20 protein-coding genes and 1 riboswitch are annotated in these 21,958 nt (G+C 72.3%); of the genes, 18 read left to right on the forward strand and 2 right to left on the reverse strand.

The window, feature by feature from the left end; genetic code table 11:
• Positions 1–3 precede the first annotated feature (3 nt).
• The 8 genes from AB0M30_RS14400 (at position 4) to AB0M30_RS14435 (ending at position 6,563) form a co-directional block, all read left to right on the forward strand.
• A complete protein-coding gene (locus tag AB0M30_RS14400; RefSeq protein WP_364584464.1) occupies positions 4–759 on the forward strand; it encodes an anti-sigma factor in 756 nt (251 codons plus the stop codon).
• 242 nt (positions 760–1,001) lie between these two features.
• Positions 1,002–2,306, forward strand: a complete 1,305-nt coding sequence (gene ftsZ / locus AB0M30_RS14405) for a cell division protein FtsZ (protein ID WP_364584135.1) — start codon at positions 1,002–1,004, stop codon at positions 2,304–2,306.
• A gap of 75 nt (positions 2,307–2,381) precedes the next feature.
• Entirely contained in the window at positions 2,382–3,086 is a 705-nt protein-coding gene (gene pgeF / locus AB0M30_RS14410) for a peptidoglycan editing factor PgeF (protein WP_364584466.1), read from the forward strand.
• Between the two features lie 31 nt (positions 3,087–3,117).
• Positions 3,118–3,834 carry a YggS family pyridoxal phosphate-dependent enzyme gene (locus tag AB0M30_RS14415; protein ID WP_364584138.1) on the forward strand — a complete coding sequence of 239 codons (717 nt, stop codon included), beginning with the start codon at positions 3,118–3,120 and terminating at the stop codon, positions 3,832–3,834.
• A gap of 98 nt (positions 3,835–3,932) precedes the next feature.
• Positions 3,933–4,535: a cell division protein SepF gene (gene sepF / locus AB0M30_RS14420; RefSeq protein WP_364584140.1), complete on the forward strand. Its 603-nt coding sequence runs from the start codon at positions 3,933–3,935 to the stop codon at positions 4,533–4,535.
• 115 nt (positions 4,536–4,650) lie between these two features.
• A complete protein-coding gene (locus tag AB0M30_RS14425; protein ID WP_013224824.1) occupies positions 4,651–4,926 on the forward strand; it encodes a YggT family protein in 276 nt (91 codons plus the stop codon).
• A 52-nt stretch (positions 4,927–4,978) separates the two neighbouring features.
• Complete coding sequence (locus tag AB0M30_RS14430) at positions 4,979–5,833, forward strand: DivIVA domain-containing protein (protein ID WP_364584142.1); 855 nt, start codon at positions 4,979–4,981, stop codon at positions 5,831–5,833.
• A 124-nt stretch (positions 5,834–5,957) separates the two neighbouring features.
• The gene (locus AB0M30_RS14435; RefSeq protein ID WP_364584144.1) at positions 5,958–6,563 is read left to right on the forward strand and encodes a hypothetical protein; all 606 of its coding nucleotides are present in this window, start codon (positions 5,958–5,960) and stop codon (positions 6,561–6,563) included.
• A 149-nt stretch (positions 6,564–6,712) separates the two neighbouring features.
• Here the strand turns inward: AB0M30_RS14435 and AB0M30_RS14440 are convergent, their stop codons facing one another.
• Entirely contained in the window at positions 6,713–7,459 is a 747-nt protein-coding gene (locus AB0M30_RS14440; RefSeq protein ID WP_364584147.1) for a metalloregulator ArsR/SmtB family transcription factor, read from the reverse strand.
• A gap of 65 nt (positions 7,460–7,524) precedes the next feature.
• Between AB0M30_RS14440 and AB0M30_RS14445 the strand changes: the two genes are divergently transcribed.
• From AB0M30_RS14445 to AB0M30_RS14490, 10 genes are all read left to right on the forward strand, one after another.
• Complete coding sequence (locus AB0M30_RS14445) at positions 7,525–8,829, forward strand: MFS transporter (RefSeq protein ID WP_364584150.1); 1,305 nt, start codon at positions 7,525–7,527, stop codon at positions 8,827–8,829.
• 237 nt (positions 8,830–9,066) lie between these two features.
• Positions 9,067–12,225 carry an isoleucine--tRNA ligase gene (gene ileS, locus AB0M30_RS14450; protein ID WP_364584153.1) on the forward strand — a complete coding sequence of 1,053 codons (3,159 nt, stop codon included), beginning with the start codon at positions 9,067–9,069 and terminating at the stop codon, positions 12,223–12,225.
• A gap of 83 nt (positions 12,226–12,308) precedes the next feature.
• A complete protein-coding gene (locus tag AB0M30_RS14455) occupies positions 12,309–13,934 on the forward strand; it encodes a penicillin-binding transpeptidase domain-containing protein (RefSeq protein WP_364584156.1) in 1,626 nt (541 codons plus the stop codon).
• Positions 13,935–14,109: 175 nt separating this feature from the next.
• On the forward strand, positions 14,110–14,802 hold the full coding sequence (locus tag AB0M30_RS14460; RefSeq protein WP_364584157.1) for a helix-turn-helix domain-containing protein: 693 nt from the start codon (positions 14,110–14,112) through the stop codon (positions 14,800–14,802).
• Positions 14,803–14,899: 97 nt separating this feature from the next.
• Entirely contained in the window at positions 14,900–16,378 is a 1,479-nt protein-coding gene (locus tag AB0M30_RS14465; protein ID WP_103341899.1) for a potassium/proton antiporter, read from the forward strand.
• Between the two features lie 154 nt (positions 16,379–16,532).
• Positions 16,533–16,647: riboswitch (SAM riboswitch) on the forward strand.
• A gap of 39 nt (positions 16,648–16,686) precedes the next feature.
• Complete coding sequence (locus AB0M30_RS14470) at positions 16,687–18,030, forward strand: aminotransferase class V-fold PLP-dependent enzyme (protein WP_364584160.1); 1,344 nt, start codon at positions 16,687–16,689, stop codon at positions 18,028–18,030.
• Between the two features lie 16 nt (positions 18,031–18,046).
• Complete coding sequence (locus AB0M30_RS14475) at positions 18,047–18,649, forward strand: hypothetical protein (protein WP_364584163.1); 603 nt, start codon at positions 18,047–18,049, stop codon at positions 18,647–18,649.
• A gap of 4 nt (positions 18,650–18,653) precedes the next feature.
• Positions 18,654–19,241 carry a hypothetical protein gene (locus AB0M30_RS14480; RefSeq protein ID WP_364584166.1) on the forward strand — a complete coding sequence of 196 codons (588 nt, stop codon included), beginning with the start codon at positions 18,654–18,656 and terminating at the stop codon, positions 19,239–19,241.
• Between the two features lie 77 nt (positions 19,242–19,318).
• Positions 19,319–19,957 (forward strand): signal peptidase II, encoded by a 639-nt coding sequence (gene lspA, locus AB0M30_RS14485; protein ID WP_364584468.1) that lies wholly within the window; start codon positions 19,319–19,321, stop codon positions 19,955–19,957.
• Positions 19,954–20,883 (forward strand): RluA family pseudouridine synthase, encoded by a 930-nt coding sequence (locus AB0M30_RS14490; protein ID WP_364584169.1) that lies wholly within the window; start codon positions 19,954–19,956, stop codon positions 20,881–20,883. Before lspA ends, AB0M30_RS14490 begins: the two co-directional genes overlap by 4 nt.
• Here AB0M30_RS14490 and AB0M30_RS14495 read toward each other — a convergent pair.
• Entirely contained in the window at positions 20,880–21,893 is a 1,014-nt protein-coding gene (locus tag AB0M30_RS14495) for an AsnC family protein (RefSeq protein WP_364584172.1), read from the reverse strand. The two genes, AB0M30_RS14490 and AB0M30_RS14495, sit on opposite strands and share 4 nt — an antisense overlap.
• Between the last annotated feature and the right edge of the window lie 65 nt (positions 21,894–21,958).

Here is a 21,958-nt window from a genome sequence, read left to right on the forward strand (position 1 = left end):
GAGATGCACACCTTGGCCGGCGCCTTCGCGCTCGACGCCGTCAACGACGTCGAACGCGCGGAGTTCGCCCGCCACCTCGAGCAGTGCGAGTCGTGCACGCAGGAGGTCGCCGAGCTGCGGGCGACGGCGGCCCGGCTGGGCGCGGCGATGGCCGAGGAGCCGCCGCCGGGGTTCAAGGACCGCGTGCTGACCGCCATGCACGCCACCCGCCAGCTGCCGCCGCGCACCCGGCCCGGCGCCCCGGAGCGGCACCGCCGCTCGGCGCGGGTGCCGCGCTGGGCGGTCGTCGTGTCGGCCGCGGCGGCCGTCGTGGGACTCGCCGCGGGCGGGGTGTTCGGCGGGATCGCGCTGACCCAGCAGCAGGAGCTGCAGGCCGCGCAGAGCCGTCTCGACCAGGCGAAACAGCAGTTCGCGCCGGTGGCGGCGCTGCTCGCGGCACCGGACGCGAAGACCGCGCACGGCGAGGCGCCCACCGGCGGTGGCGTCACGGTCGTCCTGTCGCGCTCGCTGAACCGGGTGATGGTGATGGACGCGGGCCTGCCGTCGCAGCCGGGCGGGAAGGTCTACGAAGCCTGGCTGATCACGGGCGCGGCCGCGCCGCGCCCGGCCGGGGTGATCGCCGCGGCGGACCAGGGCGGCCTGGTCGTGGCGGACGGCGTCGCCGGTGCCGACAAGGTGGCGGTGAGCGTCGAACCGGCCGGTGGATCGACCACCGGAGCACCCACGGAAGTCCTCATGAGCATGCCCGTTCCCGCCTGATCCGGCGGCCATACCAGATCGGGCCGAAGGGGTGCTCGCGGCCCGTCGCTCTTGCGCGCTCGAACGTGTTGTGGCAAAACACCTTTGCGACACACGGCGTGCCTACTGGATTAGAGCCTGCCTGGTGCCTACCGTCCTGCCTAACGTCGGCGGTTGACATAACTCTCGATCTGGGGTTGAGGTTGAGGGTTGATCACCGGCGACGGGCTGTACGGGCACAACGATCAGGAAGGCGGACTTCGATGACGCCCCCGCACAACTACCTTGCGGTGATCAAGGTGGTCGGCATCGGCGGTGGCGGCGTGAACGCCGTGAACCGCATGATCGAGGTCGGCCTCAAGGGTGTCGAGTTCATCGCGGTGAACACCGACGCCCAGGCACTGCTCATGTCCGACGCCGACGTCAAGCTGGACATCGGCCGCGAGCTGACCCGCGGCCTCGGCGCGGGCGCCGCCCCCGAGGTCGGCCAGAAGGCCGCCGAAGACCACCGTGAAGAGATCGAAGAGGTCATCAAGGGCGCCGACATGGTGTTCGTGACCGCCGGTGAAGGCGGCGGCACGGGCACCGGTGGCGCGCCGGTCGTGGCCCAGATCGCCCGCAAGCTGGGCGCGCTGACCATCGGTGTCGTCACCCGTCCGTTCACCTTCGAGGGCAAGCGGCGCGGCAAGCAGGCCGAAGACGGCATCCAGTCGCTGCGCAACGAGTGCGACACGCTCATCGTGATCCCGAACGACCGGCTGCTGCAGCTCGGCGACATCGGCGTCTCGCTGATGGACGCGTTCCGCTCCGCGGACGAGGTGCTGCTCTCCGGTGTCCAGGGCATCACCGACCTGATCACCACGCCGGGCCTGATCAACCTGGACTTCGCCGACGTCAAGAGCGTCATGTCCGGCGCGGGCTCCGCGCTGATGGGCATCGGCTCGGCGCGCGGCGAGGGCCGGGCCATCCAGGCCGCGGAGAAGGCGATCAACTCGCCGCTGCTGGAGGCGTCGATGGACGGCGCCCACGGTGCGCTGCTGTCCATCGCGGGCGGCTCCGACCTGGGCCTGTTCGAGATCAACGAGGCCGCGTCGCTGGTCCAGGAGTCCGCGCACCCGGACGCGAACATCATCTTCGGCACGATCATCGACGACTCCCTCGGTGACGAGGTCCGCGTCACGGTGATCGCCGCCGGGTTCGACGCCGGCGCGCCGACGCACAAGAAGCTGGACCCGTCGACGTTCGGCTCCGGCTCCCGCGCGTCCACCACGGCTTCGGCCTCGGCGGGGCAGGTCTCGAACTCGCAGTCGCCGCCGTCGGGCGCCACGCCGGTGCCGTCCGCGGGCAGCTCCGGCTACCCGGTGGCGCCCCCGCGGTCGCACTCGCCGCTGCCGCCGGCCGGCGGCAACCAGCCGTCCGGCGGGCTCCCGCAGCCCGGCGGCGGTTCGCGCGGCTACTCGCCGCTCGGCTCCAACGCGACCCAGGGCAGCCTGCCCGGGCGCGCGATGCCGGTGCACGACGACCCGTCGGACGACGAGGTCGACGTCCCGCCGTTCATGCGGCGCTAGCCACCACCTCTGAAGGCCATCACCCGCGAACTAGAGTCGGGGGTGATGGCCTTCAGTGACGTCCAGGAGGATTTCGTGCGGGTTCGGCGAGTGGTGACGACCAGGGCGGGCGGTGCGTCGCGGCCGCCCTACGACACCTTCAACCTGGGTGACCACGTCGGTGACGACGAGGGGAACGTCTTCGCCAACCGCAAGCGCCTGGCCGCCGAGCTGGGGCTGGCCGAGGACAAGCTGGCCTGGATGGAGCAGGTTCACGGCCGCACGGCGACCATCGTGGACGGTTCCGAGACCCGCGCGGCGGAGGCGACCGACGCCCTGGTGACCGCGACCCCGGGGGTCGCGCTCGTGGTGCTCGTCGCGGACTGCGTGCCGATCCTGCTGGCCGACGCCGAGGCCGGGGTGGTCGCGGCGGTGCACGCCGGGCGCGTCGGCACGCGGGTCGGGGTCGTCCCGGCCGCCGTCGCCGCCATGCAAGAGGTGGGTGCCGAGCCGCACCGGATCGAGGCCCTGCTCGGCCCGGCCATCTGCGGCGACTGCTACGAGGTGCCGGCCGCCATGGCCGCCGACGTCGAGAAACACGTCCCCGGCAGCGCGTGCAAGACCCGCACGGGCACCCCGGGCCTCGACCTGCGCGCCGGGCTCTGGCGGCAGCTCGCCGACCTGGGTGTCGGCAAGATCGGCGTCGACCCGCGGTGCACGAACGAGGACAAGACGCTGTTCAGCTACCGCCGCGACGGGACCACCGGGCGGATCGCGGGCATCACCTGGATCGAAGCGTGACCGCCGACGTACTTCTTCCCGCGGAGGCGGCATGAGCACCGATCGGAAGGCCGAGCTGGCCGAGAACCTGGCCGAGGTCGAGGAGCGGATCGCCGCCGCCTGCCGCGAGGCCGGCCGGCCGCGCGAAGAGGTCAAGCTGATCGCGATCACGAAAACCTTCCCCGCGTCCGACGTCGCGCTACTGGCCGAACTCGGCGTCACCGACGTCGGCGAGAACCGCGACCAGGAAGCCGGGCCGAAAGCCGCCGAAGTCGCCGCCGGGCTGCGGTGGCACATGGTGGGCCGGCTGCAGCGGAACAAGGCGCGGTCCGTGGTCGGGTGGGCGCACGAGGTGCAGTCCGTCGACTCCGGGCGGCTCGCCGACGCGCTCGCCAAGGCGGTGCACACCGAGCGTTACAGCGGCAAACGTGAGGAACCCCTCGACGTGCTGATCCAGGCCAGCCTCGACGACGACCCCGAGCGCGGCGGCTGCCCGCTCGCCGAGCTGCCCGCGCTCGCCGACCACATTGCGCAGTCCGAAGAGCTGCGGCTTCGCGGCCTGATGGCCGTCGCGCCGCGGGGTGCGGACCCGGCCGCCGCCTTCGAACGGCTCGCTCGCGCGGGTGAGGCGCTCCGAAAAGATCACCCGAATGCCGCAGACGTCTCCGCCGGGATGAGCCATGATCTCGAACAGGCGATCACGCACGGCTCGACCTGTGTGCGTGTCGGAACCGCGTTGCTCGGTGGACGCGGTTTAGCCTCGCCGTAGGGAGCTCGCGCGGTCGTCACGTTTCGTGGCCGCCCGTGCGGGGCACTGATGGCGTGGAGATCGAGTCAGTGCGGGAGCGGCTAGGGCTAGGGAGAGGCATGAGCGCGCTGCAGAAGCTGAAGGCCTACTTCGGGATGGTGCCCGCTGATGACGACGGCTACGACGTCGAAGACGATTACCGGCGCGGCTACGCGGACGACGACTACGACTCCTACGAGAAGCCGGCACCGCGGTCGTCCCGCTCACGGTACCGCGATGTCGATGACACGTACGACGAGCCCGTCAGCCGCAGCCGGTCACGCTCCGTGCCCAGCTCCGAGCCCGCTGTCCACGGCGCGCTCGCCATGGACCGGCAGCCGGAACCCGTGGCCCGGCTTCGGCCGGTCACCGAACCGGTCGTGCGCCAGCCGGTGCGTGATCCGTTGAGCCGCATCACCACCCTGCACCCGACCAGTTACGCGGAGGCGCGGGCGATCGGGGAGCACTACCGCGAGGGCATCCCGGTGATCATGAACCTCACCGAGATGGAGAACGCGGACGCGAAGCGGCTCGTCGACTTCGCGGCCGGGCTGGCGTTCGCGCTCAGAGGGTCGATGGACAAGGTCACCAACAAGGTGTTCCTTCTCTCACCGCCCGATGTGGACGTCACCGCGGAAGACCGTCGGCGGATTGCCGAGGGCGGATTGTTTTTGCGGGGCTGAAGTCGCCGGGACCGCTGAGCGCAAGCAGACGTGACTTTGCCGACCCGAGGCGAGGTCGGCCCCCTCAACTGCGTCTTCGGAGAGGACGCCCGGTTAGAGTAGGTACGTGGAAGCTGTGTGGCTGGTCGTCTGGTACGTGCTGTTCGCCTTCTGGCTGCTGCTGACGGCGCGGATCGTGGTCGAACTCGTCCGGACCTTCGCGCGTGAGTGGCATCCGGCCGGAGGGGTTGCGGTCACGCTCGAGACCATCTACACAGTGACGGACCCGCCGGTTCGTCTGTTCAGGCGAATCATTCCGATGGTTCGAATCGGCGGCGTCGGACTGGACTTGTCGATTATGGTGCTGCTGTTGGTTGTGTTCTTCGCGATGCAACTGGCGACTCCAAGTTGATCGGGGAAACTTGGGTGGACCCTGCAGGCCATGGAGTGCGTGAGGTGATCTGATGTCGTTGACCCCCGCTGACGTGCATAACGTTGCGTTCAGCAAGCCGCCCATCGGCAAGAGGGGCTACAACGAGGACGAGGTGGACGCGTTCCTCGACCTGGTGGAGACCGAGCTGGCCCGCTTGATCGAAGACAACAACGAGCTGCGCCAGCAGATGGAGCAGCTCGACGCCGAGCTCGAGTCGACTCGGAGCGAGCTCGACAGCGCCAAATCCGCCCCCCCGATGCGGGAAGAGCCGTCGCGCCGGCTGGCCCCGGTGCCGCCGCCGCAGTCGGCCATGGAGCAGACCCAGGCGCACTCGACGCACTCGATGGCCGGCGACAGCACGGAGCCGAACGTGCAGGCCGCCAAGGTCCTGGGCCTGGCCCAGGAGATGGCCGACCGGCTGACCGCCGAGGCGAAGACCGAGTCCGACGGGATGCTGGCCGAGGCCCGCACCAAGTCCGAGCAGCTGCTTTCGGACGCCCGGGCGAAGTCGGACTCGATGGTCAACGAGGCCCGCACCCGCGTCGACACGATGCTGAACGACGCGCGGACCCGTGCCGAAACCCTGGAGCGCCAGGCGCGCGACAAGGCGACCACGCTGGAGCGCGAGTCCCAGCGGAAGTACACCGAGACGATGAACAGCCTGAACTCCGAGAAGAGCGGGCTGGGCAAGAAGATCGAAGAGCTGCGCACGATCGAGCGGGAGTACCGCACGAGGCTGCGCGGGTTCCTCGAGTCCCAGCTGCGCGAGCTCGACGACCGCGGTTCCGCGGCCCCCGCGTCGGCGTCGTCGAACTCCGGCCAGTCGTCCGGTTCGACGAGTGGCGGCCAGGGCTACTCCTTCGGCCCGCGGGCCGAAGCCGGCTGAGTTTTCGTTCCGCGTCCACCCCACCGGCACCCGCCGGTGGGGTGGACCACGGTTCGGAGTCGATCCGGTACCACACGTGGGCGGGTCGTGGTCCGCTCCCGGCCGGTTCGTGCTGTAATTCAGCGTGCTTTACATCGTGCTGGTCCTGGTACTGGCGGCTCTGGGGTTGCTCGTCACCGCGCTGATCACGGCTTCTTCGCTGTGGGCGTGGGTTTCCATCGGCCTGTCCGTGCTGGCCGGGCTGCTCCTGGTCGCCGACTGGCTGCGCCGCCGTCGCCGATCCTCCGCGCCTGCGGCCCCGGCCGCCGCTGCGGCAGCTCCGGCCGCTTCGGCCGTTTCCCCGCCGGAGGCCGAGGCGCCCGAGTCACCGGCCGAAGAAGAACAAACCACCCTGATCCCGGCCGCCGGCGACCTCGGTGACCCAGCCGACACCCCCGACACGCCCGACCCCGAGCCTGCCGAAGAGGCCGACGCTTCAGCCGAGGCCGAAACGAAGCCCGATTCCGACCCGGGCGTGGAAGAGACCCCGGAGGCCGACGTCGCGGTCCTGGCCGACCTGGAAGACGAGGTCGTGGTCGTCGACGAGCACCCCCGCTACCACCTCACCACGTGCCCCTGGCTCGGCACCCGCGACACGATCCCGATCGGCGTGGGCGAGGCCCGCCAGCTCGGCTTCACCCCCTGCGACCGCTGCCGCCCCGACGCCACCCTGGTCGCCGCCCACCGCTGACCGTGTCGACCCCCCAATCACGAGTGATGCCTCCCCAATCACGCGTGGTGCCCGCCGGATCTCGTGTCGTCTCTCCAGACACGCGTGCCTAAGGGGACGACACGCGTGTCTGGAGGGACGACACGCGTGATTGAAGGGACGACACGGCGTCAGGCGGCGAGGTCGGCCAAGCCGAGGTGAGTGGCGAGAGCCTGGGAGCCTTCCGGGGTGAGGCGGAGTGCGCGGTGGGCCTGGGCTCGCCGCCGGACCCAGCCCGCGTCGAGGAACCGGGCCGCCACCGCCGCGCCCAGCGCGCCCGCCAGGTGGTGCCGCTGCTCGCTCCAGTCGACGCAGAACTTGAGCAGTGGACGCCGTCCGGCGGCGACGGCGTCCAGGTCCACGCCTAGTGAGCCGAACACCGGAGCGGCCGCGGGACCCAGCGTGTACGGGTGTTCGCGCAGCGGAGCCGAAATCCGGTCACCCGGCCGCCGTCGCGTATCGCCAGGGCCGGCCAACGCGCCGCGTGCCAGCAACGCCGACGTCACCGCCACCCCGAGCCGGCCCGCGAGGTGGTCGTAGCAGGTCCGGGCCGTCCGCAACGCCTCCGCCCGCGTCCCCTCGCGCAACGACGTCACCGGGTGGGACGGCGAACACCGCGCCAGCGTCTCGAGCAGCTCCGCGGTGGCCGGACCGGCCAGCCGGTAGAACCGGTGCCGCCCCGACTTCTCGGCGACGACCAGCCCCGCCGACCGCAGCTTCGCCAGGTGCGCGCTGACGCCCGGCGCGGACAGCCGCGCTTCGGCGGCCAGCACCGACGCCGCCAGCGCCCGGCCGTCGGCCAGCGCGAGCAGCACGCGGACCCGGGCCGGGTCCGCGAACAGCGCGGCCGTCCGCGCGATGTCGGCGTCGCCTTCCACGCCTCCCAGGATGCCCCCGCGACACTTCCACCGAAACCGAAGTGTCCGCGCGGTCCACTGGGGACGTGCTCCTGTTCACCATGTGCGCCGGGATGTTCCTCGTCCAGCTGGACGTCACGGTCGTCAACGTCGCCCTGCCCGCCATCGGCACCGGCCTGCACGCCGGCCTCGCGGCGCAGCAGTGGGTGGTCGACGGCTACGCGGTCGTCCTGGCCGCCTTCCTGCTCACCGGCGGCGCGCTCGGCGACGTCTTCGGCCACCGCCGGGTCGTCCTCGCGGGCTTCGCGCTGTTCGGCACGGCGTCGGCCGCGTGCGGGCTCGCCGGGTCGGCGCCGTGGCTCGTCGCCGCCCGCGCCGGCCAGGGCCTGGGCGCCGCGTTGCTGCTGCCCGGCACCCTCGCCGTGATCACGAACGCCTACCCGGGACGCACCGAGCGGGCACGGGCCCTCGGCATCTGGGCCGGGGTGTCGGCACTCGCCTTGGCCGCGGGCCCGGTGCTCGGCGGCGCCGTGGTCACCGCGGTGGGCTGGCAGCCGGTCTTCTGGCTCAACGTCCCCGTCGTGCTGGCGGCGGCCTTCGCGACGCGGCGGCTCGTCCCGCGCGGCGAGCGCACGTCCGGACGGCGGATCGACGCCGCCGGCGTCGCCACGGCGGTGCCGGCCCTCGGTGCCGGGGTGTACGCGGTCATCGAGCGGAACCTCCTGGCCGGGATCGTGGCGGCGGCCGCGCTCGTGGCGTTCGCGGTCGTGGAACGCCGGGTGGCGGATCCGATGCTGCCCCCGGACGTCGTCCGCCGGACGCTCGGCCCGAACTTCGTCGCGGCGGCGATGAACTTCACCGGCATCGGCGCGATCCTCGTCCTGACGCTCTACCTGCAGGGCGTCCGGCACGCGAGTCCGCTGCAAGCCGGCCTGGAGGTGCTGCCGCTGTTCGGCCCGCTCTCGCTGCTGGCTCCCGTCGCGGGCCGGCTCACCGGCCGCTTCGGTCCCCGCCCGCTGATGGTCGCCGGCCTGGCGCTCGGCGCGCTCGGAATGCTGAACCTGGTGCTGCTCAACGAAAACAGCGGGTACCCGGCCCTGCTGCCGACCCTGCTCGGTCTCGGCATCGGGATGGGCCTGCTGACGACGGCGGTGGTGACGGCCGCGGTCGGCGGCATCCCGCCCGAGCGCGCCGGCGTGGCCAGCGGCGTCAACAACACCGCCCGCCAAGCCGGCGGCGCGCTCGGGGTGGCGGTGCTCGGCACCGTCGTGGCCGGCCCGTTCGTCACCGGTCTGCACGAGGTGGGCCTGATCGCAGGCGCGCTCTGGCTGGTCGCGATCGTCGTGACCGTATGTGCCCCTCGTGACAACCCGGTTGCGCGGGCCGGTTAACCTGGTAGGCAACACGGCGTCGATCCGGCCATCACCGGGGAGCCTCCGGAAGAACCGAGCTTCACCGCTCTCAGTAGAACCGGACGGGTTCGGCCCGTGACAGCCGTCGAACGAAGTGGCCTGCGCGAGCGGGCAAGCGGGGTGGTACCGCGGAACGCCGAGGCGTCTCGTCCCCGTGTGGGTGACCGGTGCGAAGCCGGTCGTCCGTACGCGAGCGACGAACCGAGGAGCACCCGGATGTACCCCCAGGCCCAGCTTGGCGACGGCGCAGGAGTCCCGTCGCAGCCGTCGTTCCCCGCGCTGGAGAAGCAGGTCCTCGCCTACTGGGAGAGCGACCGGACCTTCCAGGCGTCGATCGACGCACGCCCGGCCGGCGAAAAGGGCGAAAACGAGTACGTCTTCTACGACGGCCCGCCCTTCGCCAACGGCCTGCCGCACTACGGTCACCTGCTCACCGGGTACGTCAAGGACCTGGTGCCGCGCTACCAGACGATGAAGGGCCGCAAGGTCGAGCGCCGGTTCGGCTGGGACACCCACGGGCTGCCCGCCGAGCTCGAAGCGATGCGCCAGCTCGGCATCACCGAGACGTCCGAGATCGAAGAGATGGGCATCGCGAAGTTCAACGAGGCTTCGCAGGAGTCCGTCCTCCGCTACACCGACGAGTGGCGCGAGTACGTCACCCGCCAGGCCCGCTGGGTCGACTTCGACAACGACTACAAGACCCTCGACGTCACCTACATGGAGTCGGTGCTGTGGGCGTTCAAACGCCTGTGGGACAAGGGACTCGTCTACGAGGGCTACCGGGTCCTGCCGTACTGCTGGCGCGACGCGACGCCGCTGTCCAACCACGAGCTGGGCATGGACTCCGACGTCTACCGCAACCGCCAGGACCCGGCCGTCACGGTCGGTTTCCGCCTGCAGGGCAACGACAATGACCTCGACGGCACCTACCTGCTGATCTGGACGACGACGCCGTGGACGCTGCCGTCGAACCTGGCCACCGCCGTGCACCCCGAAGTGCAGTACGTCGTCGTGGAGAGCGAAGGCAAGCGGTTCCTGCTCGCCGAAGCGCGGGTGGCCGCGTACGCGCGTGAACTCGGCGAAGAGCCGACGGTCGTCGCGCGCTACACCGGCACGCAGCTGCTCGGAACCCGTTACGCGCCACCGTTCCCGTACTTCACCGGCACCGAGAACGCCCACCAGGTGCTGGCCGCCGACTACGTCACCACCGACGACGGCACCGGGATCGTCCACATCGCCCCGGCCTACGGTGCCGACGACAAGGTCGTCACCGACGCCGCCGGCATCCCGCCGGTCACGCCGGTCGACGCGCACGGCAAGTTCGACGCGACCGTGCCGGACTACGAAGGCCAGCAGGTCTTCGACGCCAACCCGAACATCGTGCGGGACCTCAAGAACGGCACCGGATCCGCGGCGCAGCAGGGCGCCGTGCTGCTGCGGCACGAGACCTACGACCACAGCTACCCGCACTGCTGGCGCTGCCGGAACCCGCTGATCTACCGCGCGGTCTCGTCGTGGTTCGTCGCGGTGACGCAGTTCAAGGACCGGATGGTCGAGCTCAACCAGCAGATCACCTGGTACCCGGAGAACGTCAAGGACGGCCAGTTCGGGAAGTGGCTGGAGAACGCCATCGACTGGTCGATCTCCCGCAACCGGTACTTCGGCACGCCGATCCCGGTGTGGCAGTCCGACGACCCGGCGTACCCGCGCACCGACGTCTACGGCTCGCTCGACGAGCTCGAGGCCGACTTCGGCGTGCGGCTGGACAACCTGCACCGGCCCTACATCGACGAGCTGACCCGGCCGAACCCGGACGACCCGACCGGCCGGTCGACGATGCGCCGCGTCCCGGACGTCCTCGACGTCTGGTTCGACTCGGGCTCGATGCCGTACGCCCAGGTGCACTACCCGTTCGAGAACGCCGAGTGGTTCGAGCACCACTACCCGAGCGACTTCATCGTCGAGTACATCGGGCAGACCCGCGGCTGGTTCTACCTGCTGCACGTGCTGGCGACGGCGCTGTTCGACCGGCCGGCGTTCCGCACCTGCGTCGCGCACGGCATCGTGCTGGGCTCCGACGGCGCCAAGATGTCCAAGTCGCTGCGCAACTACCCGGACGTCAACGAGGTGCTCGAGCGCGACGGCTCCGACGCCATGCGCTGGTACCTGATGGCAAGCCCGATCCTGCGCGGCGGCAACCTCGTCGTCACCGACAAGGGCATCCGCGACGCCGTCCGCCAGGCCGTGCTGCCGCTGTGGAACTCGTACTACTTCCTCGCGCTGTACGCGAACGCGGAAGGCGTCGAGGGCCAGTGGCGCACGGACTCGCCGAACGTGCTCGACCGGTACGTCCTGGCGAAGACGCACGAGCTGGTCACCGACGTCGAGTACGCGATGGACCACTACGACGTCGCGGGCGCGTGCCAGACCGTCCGGGACTTCCTCGAGGTCCTGACGAACTGGTACGTGCGCCGCTCGCGCGACCGCTTCTGGGCGGGCGACAAGGACGCGATCGACACGCTGCACACCGTGCTGGAGGTGACTTCGCGGGTGGCGGCGCCGCTGCTGCCGCTGACCACCGAGGTCGTCTGGCGCGGGCTCACCGGCGGCCGCTCGGTGCACCTGACCGACTGGCCGAACGCGAACGACCTGCCCGCGGACGCGGCACTGGTGACGGCGATGGACCGGGTGCGGCAGGTGGCGTCGTCGGCGCTGTCGCTGCGGAAGGCCAACAAGCTGCGCGTGCGGCTGCCGCTGTCGTCGCTGGTCGTGGCCGCTTCGGACGCCGAGACGATGGGCGCCTTCGCCGACATCCTGCGGGACGAGGTGAACGTCAAGGCGGTCGAGCTGACCACCGACGTCGGCGCGCACGGCGGGTTCGAGGTCGCGGTGAACGCCCGCGCCGCCGGCCCGCGCCTGGGCAAGGACGTCCAGACGGTGATCAAGGCCGTCAAGGCGGGGGACTGGTCGTTCCAGGGCGGCGCCGTGGTCGCGGCCGGGATCGCCCTGCAGGAGGGCGAGTTCGAACGCCGGCTGGTCGCCAAGGGCGGCGGCGCGGCGGCGGAGCTGCCCGGCGGGTCCGGGCTGGTCCTGATCGACACCGAGGTGACGCCGGAGCTGGCGGCCGAGGGCCTGGTTCGCGACCTGGTCCGGGTCGTCCAGCAGGCCCGCCGGGACGCCGGGCTCGACGTCGCCGACCGGATCGCGCTCACCATCGACGCGCCCGCCGAAGTCGTCGAAGCGGCTCGGACGCACGAGGAGTTCCTCGCGTCGGAGACGCTGGCGACGTCGGTGAGCTACGGCCCGGTGGCCGAGGGCTTCGCCGGCACGGTCGGCGACGGCACGAAGGTCACCGTGGCGGTGGCGAAAGCATGATTGCCGCGGGTGGCCGGTAGGGTGCAGACTCGACCGGCCACCCCGGATCCGGGGCGGCACCTTGGGGGAGGGGTACGTCGAAGGTGAATCCTGGTAAGAGACGCGGCATCCTGATCGGTGGCGCGCTGCTGGTCGTCGTGGTGCTGGTGGCCGCGTTCTTCGTGCTGAACAGCGGGGGATCGACGCCGGAGGCCGCCGCGGGCGCGACCACGGTGGAAAACCCGGGCGCGCACGACCCGAACTCGGCGATCACCGAGTACCTGCAGGACTTTTCCGAGAACAACCCCGACGCTGCGGCCCGGCTGACCGACGACAACGCGGCGGCCGCGGTGGCGTTGCGGGCCACGCGGAACGCGCTGACCCCGTCGTCGGTCACCGCCAAGCTGAGCGCCCTGCAGCCGGCCGCGGCCGGCGCGAAGCAGACGGACGGGACGTTCAGCCTCTCGTGGGTGCTGAAGCCGGGCAAGACGTGGACCTACGACGTGCCGTTCCAGGTCGCGCAGAACGGCGGGCAGTGGCTGGTCCACTGGGCGCCGTCGCTGCTGCACCCGAAGCTGGAGGCAGGCCAGCGGCTGGTGATCAGCACCGCCGCGCAGGACACCACCGCGGTCGCCGACCGCGACGGCAAGCCGCTGGTCGTCAGCGGGCCCGGCGGCGTGCGGCCGGCGGATGGCAACCCGGCCCCGCTGCTGCGCTCGGCGCTCACCGGGCAGGTCACCGCCGCGGCCGGCGGGGGATTCGCCGTCGAGCGCGTCGATGCCGGCGGCAAGAGCCTCGAGACGCTGTTCGGGAAGGCGTCGGCCGAGGGGGCGAAGCCGCTCGTGGCGAGCCTGAGCCTGGACGCGCAGAACGCCGCCCAGGCCGCGGTGGACGGCTACCAGGGGTCGGCGATGCTCGTCGCCCTCGACACGGGTTCGGGCGACATCCTCGCCGTCGCGCAGAACGCCGCCGCCGGGAACTCGCCGAAGGCGCTCAACGGCCTGTACGAGCCGGGGTCGTCGTTCAAGATCGCGACGTCGGTGGCGGCGGTCCAGCAGAGCGGGCTCAACGCGACGTCGCCGGTCGACTGCCCGGGCGTCGCGACGATCGGTACGCGGACGGTCAAGAACGAGGGGTTCGAGCTGGGCGCGACCAACCTGCAGACGGCGTTCGCGCGCTCCTGCAACACGACGTTCGGCCAGCTCGCGCTCGGCCTGCCCGCGGACGGGCTGAAGAAGGCCGCCGACGAGCTCGGCCTCAACGCCGACTACGAGATCCCCGGGCTCAAGACGGAGCTGGGGAAGGTCGAGCCCGCGGCGAGCAAGGACGAGCAGGTCGAGGACGGGTTCGGCCAGGGCCGCATCCAGGCCAGCGCCCTCGGCGGCACGCTGATGGCCGCCACGGTCGCCAGCGGTAAGGCGATCACGCCGCGGCTGTGGCACGACGCCGAGACCACGGTCGTCAAGGGCTATTCGCCGCCGCCGGCGTCGGTGCTCGGCGAGGTGCGGAAGATGATGCGCGCGGTGGTCACCAGCGGCACCGGCCGCGCCGCCGCGGCCGCGGGCACCGTCTTCGGCAAGACCGGCACCGCCCAGTTCGGCGACGGCAAGCAGGCCACGGGCTGGTTCGTGGGCTACCGCGGCACCATCGCCTTCGCGGTGGTCCTCGAGAACTCGAACGACTCGGGCCCGGCCGTCCAGGTCGCCGCCAAGTTCCTCAAACCCCTCTGACCCCGCATACCCAGAGGGTCGGCTCACGTACCTACAGGGTCGGCTCGCGTACCTACAGGGTCGGCCGGTGAGCCGACCGTCCAGGTACGCGAGCCGACCGTCCAGGTACGCGTGTCGTCCGGTGGGGGGCGATGGTTCGGCCGTGGCCGACGGGTCGGGGCCGTAGCGTGGGGGCATGGAGACGATCGCGCTGGCCGAGGTGGCCGCGGTGCTCGCCGACCCGAGCCGGGCCACCATGTGCCTCGTGCTGCTGGACGGGCGGGCCTGGACCGTCGGCGAGCTCGCGAAGGCGGCCGGGATCGCCCTCTCGACGGCCAGTGAGCACGTCACCCGGCTGGCCGGTGCCGACTTCGTCGTCCGGGTCAAGCAGGGGCGGGCCAGTTACGTCCGGATCGCCGACCCGCGGGTGGCCGAGCTGATCGAGCACCTGGCCCAGCACGCCGAACACCGGCCCGCAACCGGCCTGAAGTCCTCGCTGCGCGCACGGCGGCTCGGGTTCGCGCGGACCTGCTACGACCACCTCGCCGGCGAGCTCGGCGTGGCCCTCCGCGAAGGCATGCTCGCCACCGGCCTGGTCGACACCGCCGACGGCCTGGCGCTGACCCCGCGCGGGCGGACGGTGCTGGCGAACCTCGGCGTGCCGGTCGCCGCCGGCCGGCGGCCGCTGCTGCGTGACTGTCTGGATTGGACGGAGCGCCGCGACCACCTCGCCGGTGCCCTGCCCGCGGCGTTGCTCGACCGGGCGGTCGACGCCGGCTGGGTGGCCAGGGACGGCCACCGCGCGGTCAAGGTGCTGCCCGCGGCGGGGGAGCCGTTCGCCGCTCTCGGTGTCGATCTCGACGCGCTCGGTGGTGTCGCGGCGCCTTAACACACCGGGTGCCCGGCGCCGGGCAGCGGTACACGAACGAGTTAACCCCCGCGCTTCACTATTCTGAGGGCCCCACGGCACTCGGGAGGAGGCGGGCATGGACCAGCTTCCCGTGCTGCTCGGCGTCGGCGGTGTCGTGCTGCTCGCCTCCGTGCTGGCCGTGCGCGTGTCGATCCGGCTCGGCCTGCCCTCGCTGCTGCTGTACCTGGGGATCGGCGTCGTGCTGGGCGAAGCCGGCTTCGGCATCCGGTTCGACAACCCCGGGCTCACCCAGTCGCTCGGCCTCGCCGCGCTCGTCATGATCCTCGCCGAAGGCGGGCTGACCACCCGGTGGTCGGCGGTGAAACCCGCGCTGGGCCGCGGAATCGCACTGTCCACAGTGTCCGTGGTGGTGAGCATCGCGGTCACCGGCGCGGCGCTGCACTGGCTGCTGGGCCTGGACTGGCGGCTGGCGCTGCTGTGGGGCGCGGTGCTCGCCTCGACCGACGCGGCCGCGGTGTTTTCGGTGCTGCGCACGGCGGGGATCGGCAAACGGCTCACCGGCGCGCTCGAACTCGAGTCGGGCATCAACGACGCGCCGGCCTACATCGCCGTCGTGGTGCTGGCCGAAGGCACCACTGTGGACTGGACGCTGCCGCTGCTGGCGGTCTACGAGCTGGCGGCGGGCCTGGCCATCGGGCTGGCCTTCGGCTGGCTCGGCGGCCACGCGCTGCGCCGGGCCGCGCTGCCGGCGACGGGCCTCTACCCGCTCGCCACGGTCGCGGTGTGCGTCGTCGCGTACTCGTCCGGGCAGCTGCTGCACGCGTCCGGGCTGCTCGCCACCTACGTCGCCGCGCTGGTGCTCGGCAATTCGCGGCTGCCGCACCGATCGGACACGCTGTCGTTCGCCGAGGGCCTGGGCTGGCTGGCGCAAATCGGGCTGTTCGTGCTGCTCGGGCTGTTCGCGTCGCCGGGCCGGCTGCTCGACGCGATCGTGCCGGGCCTGGTCGCGGGCGCGGTCGTGCTGCTGCTGGCGCGGCCGGTCTCGGTCGTCCTGGCGATGCTGCCGTTCCGGCTGCCGTGGCGGGAACAGGCGTTCCTGTCGTGGGCCGGGCTGCGCGGCGCCGTGCCGATCGTGCTCGCCATGATCCCGCTGTCGCAGGGTCTGCCGGGCGCGCAGCGGCTGGTCGACGCGGTGTTCGTGCTGGTCATCGTGCTGACGCTGGTGCAGGGGGCGACGCTCGGCCCGCTCGCGCGCCGGCTCGGGCTGGCCAAGAAGTCCGAGCCGCACGAGGTCGAGGTCGACTCCGCGCCGCTGGACGAGCTGGGTGCCGAACTGCTGCAGGTCCGGATCCAGCCGGGATCGAAGCTGCACGGCGTGTACCTGTCCGAGCTGCGGCTGCCGATCGGGGCGACGATCAGCCTGGTCGTCCGCGACGGCGCGGGCTTCACACCGCAGAAGACCAGCCGGCTGCAGGAGAACGACCAGTTGCTGGTCGTCACCACGAGCGCCGTCCGCGACGACGCCGAACGCCGGCTGCGCGCCGTCGACCGCGCCGGGCGCCTGGCTCGCTGGAAGGGCGAATCCGGCCGCTGACGGGGACCTCTTCCGCCCCAATGTGGCCTTGGTTGCGTTCAACGCACCGAAGGCCACATTGGGGCACTTGGAGGGATCACTCTCTGTGAGCGGCGTCTCAGAATGTGAGGCGGGGGTTGGCCACCGGCCGCGTTCTCGGTTACCTTCTGGCTCAGGTCATGAGTGCCAGCGCGAAGCCCCGGCTTGCTGGCCGGCAACCCTCCTACCGCGGTGGGGTGCCCCGGGTGAAGACCGGGCCGGTCGCGCCGTGCGACGGGCAAGCGCGGGCCCCTCGCCGGGGTCCCCCGGATCGCCGAGGAGGCACCCCGATGACTCTCGCCATCGACCGCACCCCGCTCGAAACCCCCGCAAGCCCCGCAACCCGCGCCATCCCCGCCGTCGCGGGGGCGTCGCTGCGGGTGCCGCTGGTGACCGGCGGGGACATCGGCTACGCCAACCTCGACCACGCCGCGAGCGCCCCGTGCCTCGAGGCCGTCCGCGGCGCCGTCGACGAGTTCCTGCCCTGGTACGCCAGCGTCCACCGCGGGGCCGGCTTCGCGTCGCAGGTCTCCACCAAGCTCTACGAGCGCACCCGGGACGTCCTGCGCCGCTTCGTCGACGCCCGGCGGACTGACACCGTCGTCTTCACCCGCAACACCACCGACTCCTTCAACCTCCTCGCCCGCAGCCTGCCGCGGCACACCACGGTGATCGTCTTCGACACCGAGCACCACGCCGCGCTGCTGCCGTGGCCAGGACCGAACGTCCGGCGGATCCCGACCCCGCGCACCCGCCTCGCCGCGGTGTCCGCCGTGGACGAAGCACTCGCGGACGCCCCGCAGGGACCGCGGCTGGTCGTCGTCACCGGAGCGTCCAATGTGACCGGCGAACTGCTCCCGGTGGCCGAAATCTCCGCCGTGGCACGGAAACACGGCGCTCGCATCGCCCTCGACGCCGCCCAGCTCGCCCCGCACCGCCGGATCTCGCTCAAGGAACTGGACGTCGACTACATCGCCCTGTCCGGCCACAAGCTGTACGCGCCCTTCGGCGCGGGTGCGCTGATCGGCCGCGCCGACTGGCTGCGCGCGGCCCGGCCGTACCTCGCCGGCGGCGGCGCGACCAAGCTCGTCACCGAGGACGCCGTCGTCTGGAACACCGGCCCGGAGCGCCACGAAGCCGGTTCGCCCAACACCGTCGGCGTGTACGCGCTCGGCGTCGCGTGCGAAACACTCAGTGACAACTGGGACGCGATCGAAACCCACGAGCTGGCCCTGCTCACGCGGCTGCGCAAGGGCCTCGAGGCCATCCCCGGCTGCGCCGAACTGCGGCTGTTCGACGCGCCGGTCGACCGGGTCGGCACGGTCAGCTTCGTCGTCGACGGCTTCGACCCCGGCTGGCTCGCCGCGGTGCTGTCCGCCGAGTACGGCATCGGTGTCCGCGACGGCGCCTTCTGCGCCCACATCGCGGCCAAGCGGCTGATCGGCGTCGCCGGCGGCGACGGGCAGCAGGCGGTCCGCGTCAGCCTCGGCCTCGGCAGCACGGCGGAACACGTCGACCGCGTGCTGCTGGCGCTGCGACAGATCGTCGCCCGCGGAGCCCGCTGGGAGTACGCGAAGGTGGACGGCCGCTGGGCGCCGGTGGGCGACCCGCGGGAGCTGCCGCCCTTCTGCTGAGCGCTAGCCTGGGCCGATGGGGAGAGGGCCGCGTTTCTGGTTTCCGCTGGCGTTGCTGGGGTTCGCCCAGATCGGTCTGGCGGCGGTGCTGCTGGTGGCCCGCCGCAGCCGGGCCGAAAGCGAGTCCGCGAACCTCCTCGTCGGACCGTACTCGGTCCCGCCCGGCGTGACCGAGCACAGCCAGGCGTTTCGGTTGCCCCTGGACGATTTCCACCGGGTGGAAAGTGGCCTGCCGGCCGGGCCCGCGTGGCTGGTCGCGCTCGGCGTGGTGCTCGCCGGCACGGCCGTCTGGTACGCGCTGGCCCGGCGGCCCGTCCGCACCGGGCGGTTCGTCCTCGGCACGGTCGCCGCGCTGCTCGCCGTCCCGCTGCTCGACCTGGTCGGGTCCTGGCAGTTCCGGCTCGACGAGGGGCTGCGCGGCCCGCTGCTGGCCACCCTCGGCCTGCTGCTGCTCGCCGCCTACGAGCGCAGCCTGTTCCTCCTGGTCACCACGGTCGCGTTCGCCCTGGTCGCCGTGGTGCTCTCGGCGGACATGGCGGGCGTGCTGATCTCGGCGTCGATCCTGCTCGCCGCCGCCTTCGTCGCCCTGCTGCGGGGAAACCCGAGCCCGATACCCTGACGCGATGGGGTGTGCACGGCGGTCCTGGTTCCCGCTGGCCGCGCTGGGGTTCGCGTTGCTGGTGATGGTGGCCGTCGAAGTGGTCCCCGGCGGCATCGGAGTCGCGCAGGGCTACCAGCCGTCCCCAAGCTGGTACGGCCCCGGCCGTGCGGCCGGAAACGAGGTGCGGGCCATCGCGGTCTCGGTCGATCCCACGCCCGCGACGAAGCTCGGCTGGCTCGCGGGTCTCGCCTGCGTGGTGCTCGCCGTGGCCGCCTGGTACTGGCGGGAGCTGCGGCCCCCGCGGCCCGGCCGGTTCCTGCTCGGCACGCTCGGGGCGCTGGCCGCCGTCCCGCTGCTCGACCTGGCCGGCGCCCTCCAGCTCCGGCTCGGCGGCGACGTCCGCGGCGCTCTGCTGGCGACGCTGGGCCTCCTGCTGCTGGCCGGCTACGAGCGCAGCCGGTTCCTGCTGGCCGTCGCCGGGGTGTTCGCGCTGGTCGCGACCGTGTTCCTGCCCCCGGTGGCCGGCGCGCTCGCCGCGGCGGGCGTGCTGTTCGCGGCCGCCTTCGCCGTCCTCCTGCGCCCGCGGCCGGACGGGCCCGACGCGGCCTGACCAGCGCCGTGGACAATGGACCGGTGAGCACCGAGCCCAGCCACTCCGAACCCGACACCGCCGCGCCCGCCGACGCGGTGCCCGATCCCGCCGCGGACGCGCCCGAGAACCCGGAAGTCCCGGCGAAGCCGCTGCTGCCCAAGCGGCGGGTCGGCTGGGTCTTCGCGGTCGCCGTCGTGTTCTGGGCGATCGACCTGGTGACGAAGAACCTGGTCGTGGCCAACCTGGAGGGCAAGGAGCCGGTCAAGGTCCTCGGCGGGCTGATCTACCTGCAGGTCATCCGCAACCCCGGTGCCGCGTTCTCGATGGCCACCGGCATGACGTGGGTGCTCGCCCTGGTCGCGCTCGCCGTCGTCATCGCGATCATCTGGCTGTCGCGGCGGCTGCGGTCGATCGGCTGGGCGATCGGCCTCGGTCTCGTGCTCGCCGGCGCCACCGGCAACCTGACCGACCGCATCTTCCGCGCGCCCGGCGGGCTGCAGGGCCACGTCGTCGACTTCATCTCGGCGTTCGCCCCGAACGGCAAGGGCTTCGCGATCTTCAACATCGCCGACTCCGCGATCTGCGTCGGCGGCGCCCTGATCGTGCTGCTGTCGCTGCTGGGCAAGGACTACGACGGCACGTCGACCAAGGACAAGGCGGCCAGGGAAAAGGCGCCCAAGGACGAGAAGGCCGAAGCGCCGGAGCAGCAGGAACAGCAGGAGGAGCAGGCGTGAGCTCGCGGATGCTCCCGGTGCCCGACGGGCTCGACGGGATGCGGGTCGACGCCGGCCTCGCCAAGCTGCTCGGGCTGTCCCGCACGGTCGTCGCCGAGCTCGCCGAATCCGGGGACGTGCTGCTCGACGGCCGTCCCGCCGGCAAGTCCGACCGCCTCTCCGGCGGCGGCCTGCTGGAGATCACCCTGCCGGAGCCGGCGAACCCGGTCGAGGTCGTCGCCCAGCCGGTCGACGGCATGCAGATCCTGCACGACGACGACGACATCGTCGTGATCTCGAAGCCGGTCGGCGTCGCCGTGCACCCGAGCCCGGGCTGGACCGGCCCGACCGTCGTCGGCGGCCTCGCCGCGACCGGCCTGCGCATCGCGACCTCGGGCGCGGCCGAGCGCCAGGGCGTGGTCCACCGGCTCGACGCGGGCACCACCGGCGTGATGGTGGTGGCCAAGAGCGAGCACGCGTACACCGTGCTGAAGCGCGCGTTCAAGGAGCGCACGGTCGACAAGGGCTACCACGCGATCGTCCAGGGCCACCCGGACCCGATGCGCGGCACGATCGACGCCCCCATCGACCGCCACCCGCGCCACGACTACAAGTTCGCGGTGGTCCAGGGCGGCCGCCCGAGCGTGACGCACTACGAAGTCGTCGAGGCGTTCCGGGCGGCGTCGCTCGCGCACATCAAGCTCGAAACCGGGCGGACGCACCAGATCCGCGTCCACTTCTCGGCGCTGCGGCACCCCTGCGTCGGCGACCTGACCTACGGCGCGGACCCGGTCCTGGCCCGCCACCTCGGGCTCAGCCGGCAGTGGCTGCACGCGAAGACCCTGGGCTTCGCCCACCCGGCGGACGGCCGCTGGGTCGAGTTCGAGTCGGAGTACCCGGACGACCTGGCGAAGGCCCTGGAAAAGCTGCGCGACGAAAGCTACTAGTCCTCGATCGACCAGGTGATCGTGCGCTCGTCCGGCTCCGGCCGCGGGCTCCAGCGGACCGAAACCACGCGGGTGGCGTCCGGGAGGACGTACACCGTGTGGCCGCCCAGGGTTTCGCCCGGCTTGACGCCGATCTTGTGCGGGGGCCGGGACGTCAGTGACACCGGTGCCTTGCCGATCGCCTGGCCGTCGGCGGCGAGCAGCTCGAGGTAGTTGTCCGGCAGCGACGCGAACGGGATCGGCCCGCGGTTGGTGATCTCGGTGTGCACCACCACCGCACGCTCACCGGCTTCCAGGCGGTACCCGGCCGCGCTGAACAGGTAGTCGGCCGGGTCCTGGACTTCCAGCAGCTGCACCGACAGCTGCTCGCCCTCCAGGCCCTGGGTCTCCATCACCTCGCCGAGCCGGCCCCGCTTGCCGGTGGCGGGCCCGCTCGGCCGAGCGGGGTCGTCGCCGCGGGCCCAGGACGCCGTCTGCGGCACGCCCCACGTGCTCACGGCCGGGTCGAGCGGCACCGGCGGCGGCGTGAACGGCCGGGGCGCGCGCGGCGGCTGCTGCGGTGGCGGGCCGGGGTAACGCCCGGACGGCGTCCCCTGGACCTGGTGGGGCCCGGACGGCGTGCCCTGGATGTTGTACGGCCCCGAAGGCGCGCCTTGCACGGTGTACGGCCCGGAGGGGGCGCCCTGAACGGTGTACGGCCCCGAAGGCGTCCCCTGGACGGGCGGGGGCATCGGCGGCGCGGGCTGGTGCGGCACCGGCTGCGAAGGCGGGGGGACCTGCGGCCGGTTCGCCCACGACGGCGGGGCGCCGGCGATGGCCGCGCGCAGGCCGTTCGGGTCGCTTTCGACGCCGACGAGCAGGGGGAGCCCGCTGCCGGAGAGGGCGACCAGCCGGTAGGCGACCTCGCGGGGATCCATGCCGACCTTGGCCGCCAGCTCGTGCACCGCCGCCTTGCCGAGGTCGGCGAGCGCGGCGAGCAGGCGGGCATCCACGGGATCGGTCACGGCCACGTCGGAAACGCTACCGCCTGGCCGGTCCGCGCCGCCCGAGGCGGTCCGCCCCCGGCGAACGGTCC

The organism is Amycolatopsis sp. NPDC051716, from assembly GCF_040681595.1.
Lineage (GTDB): Bacteria > Actinomycetota > Actinomycetes > Mycobacteriales > Pseudonocardiaceae > Amycolatopsis.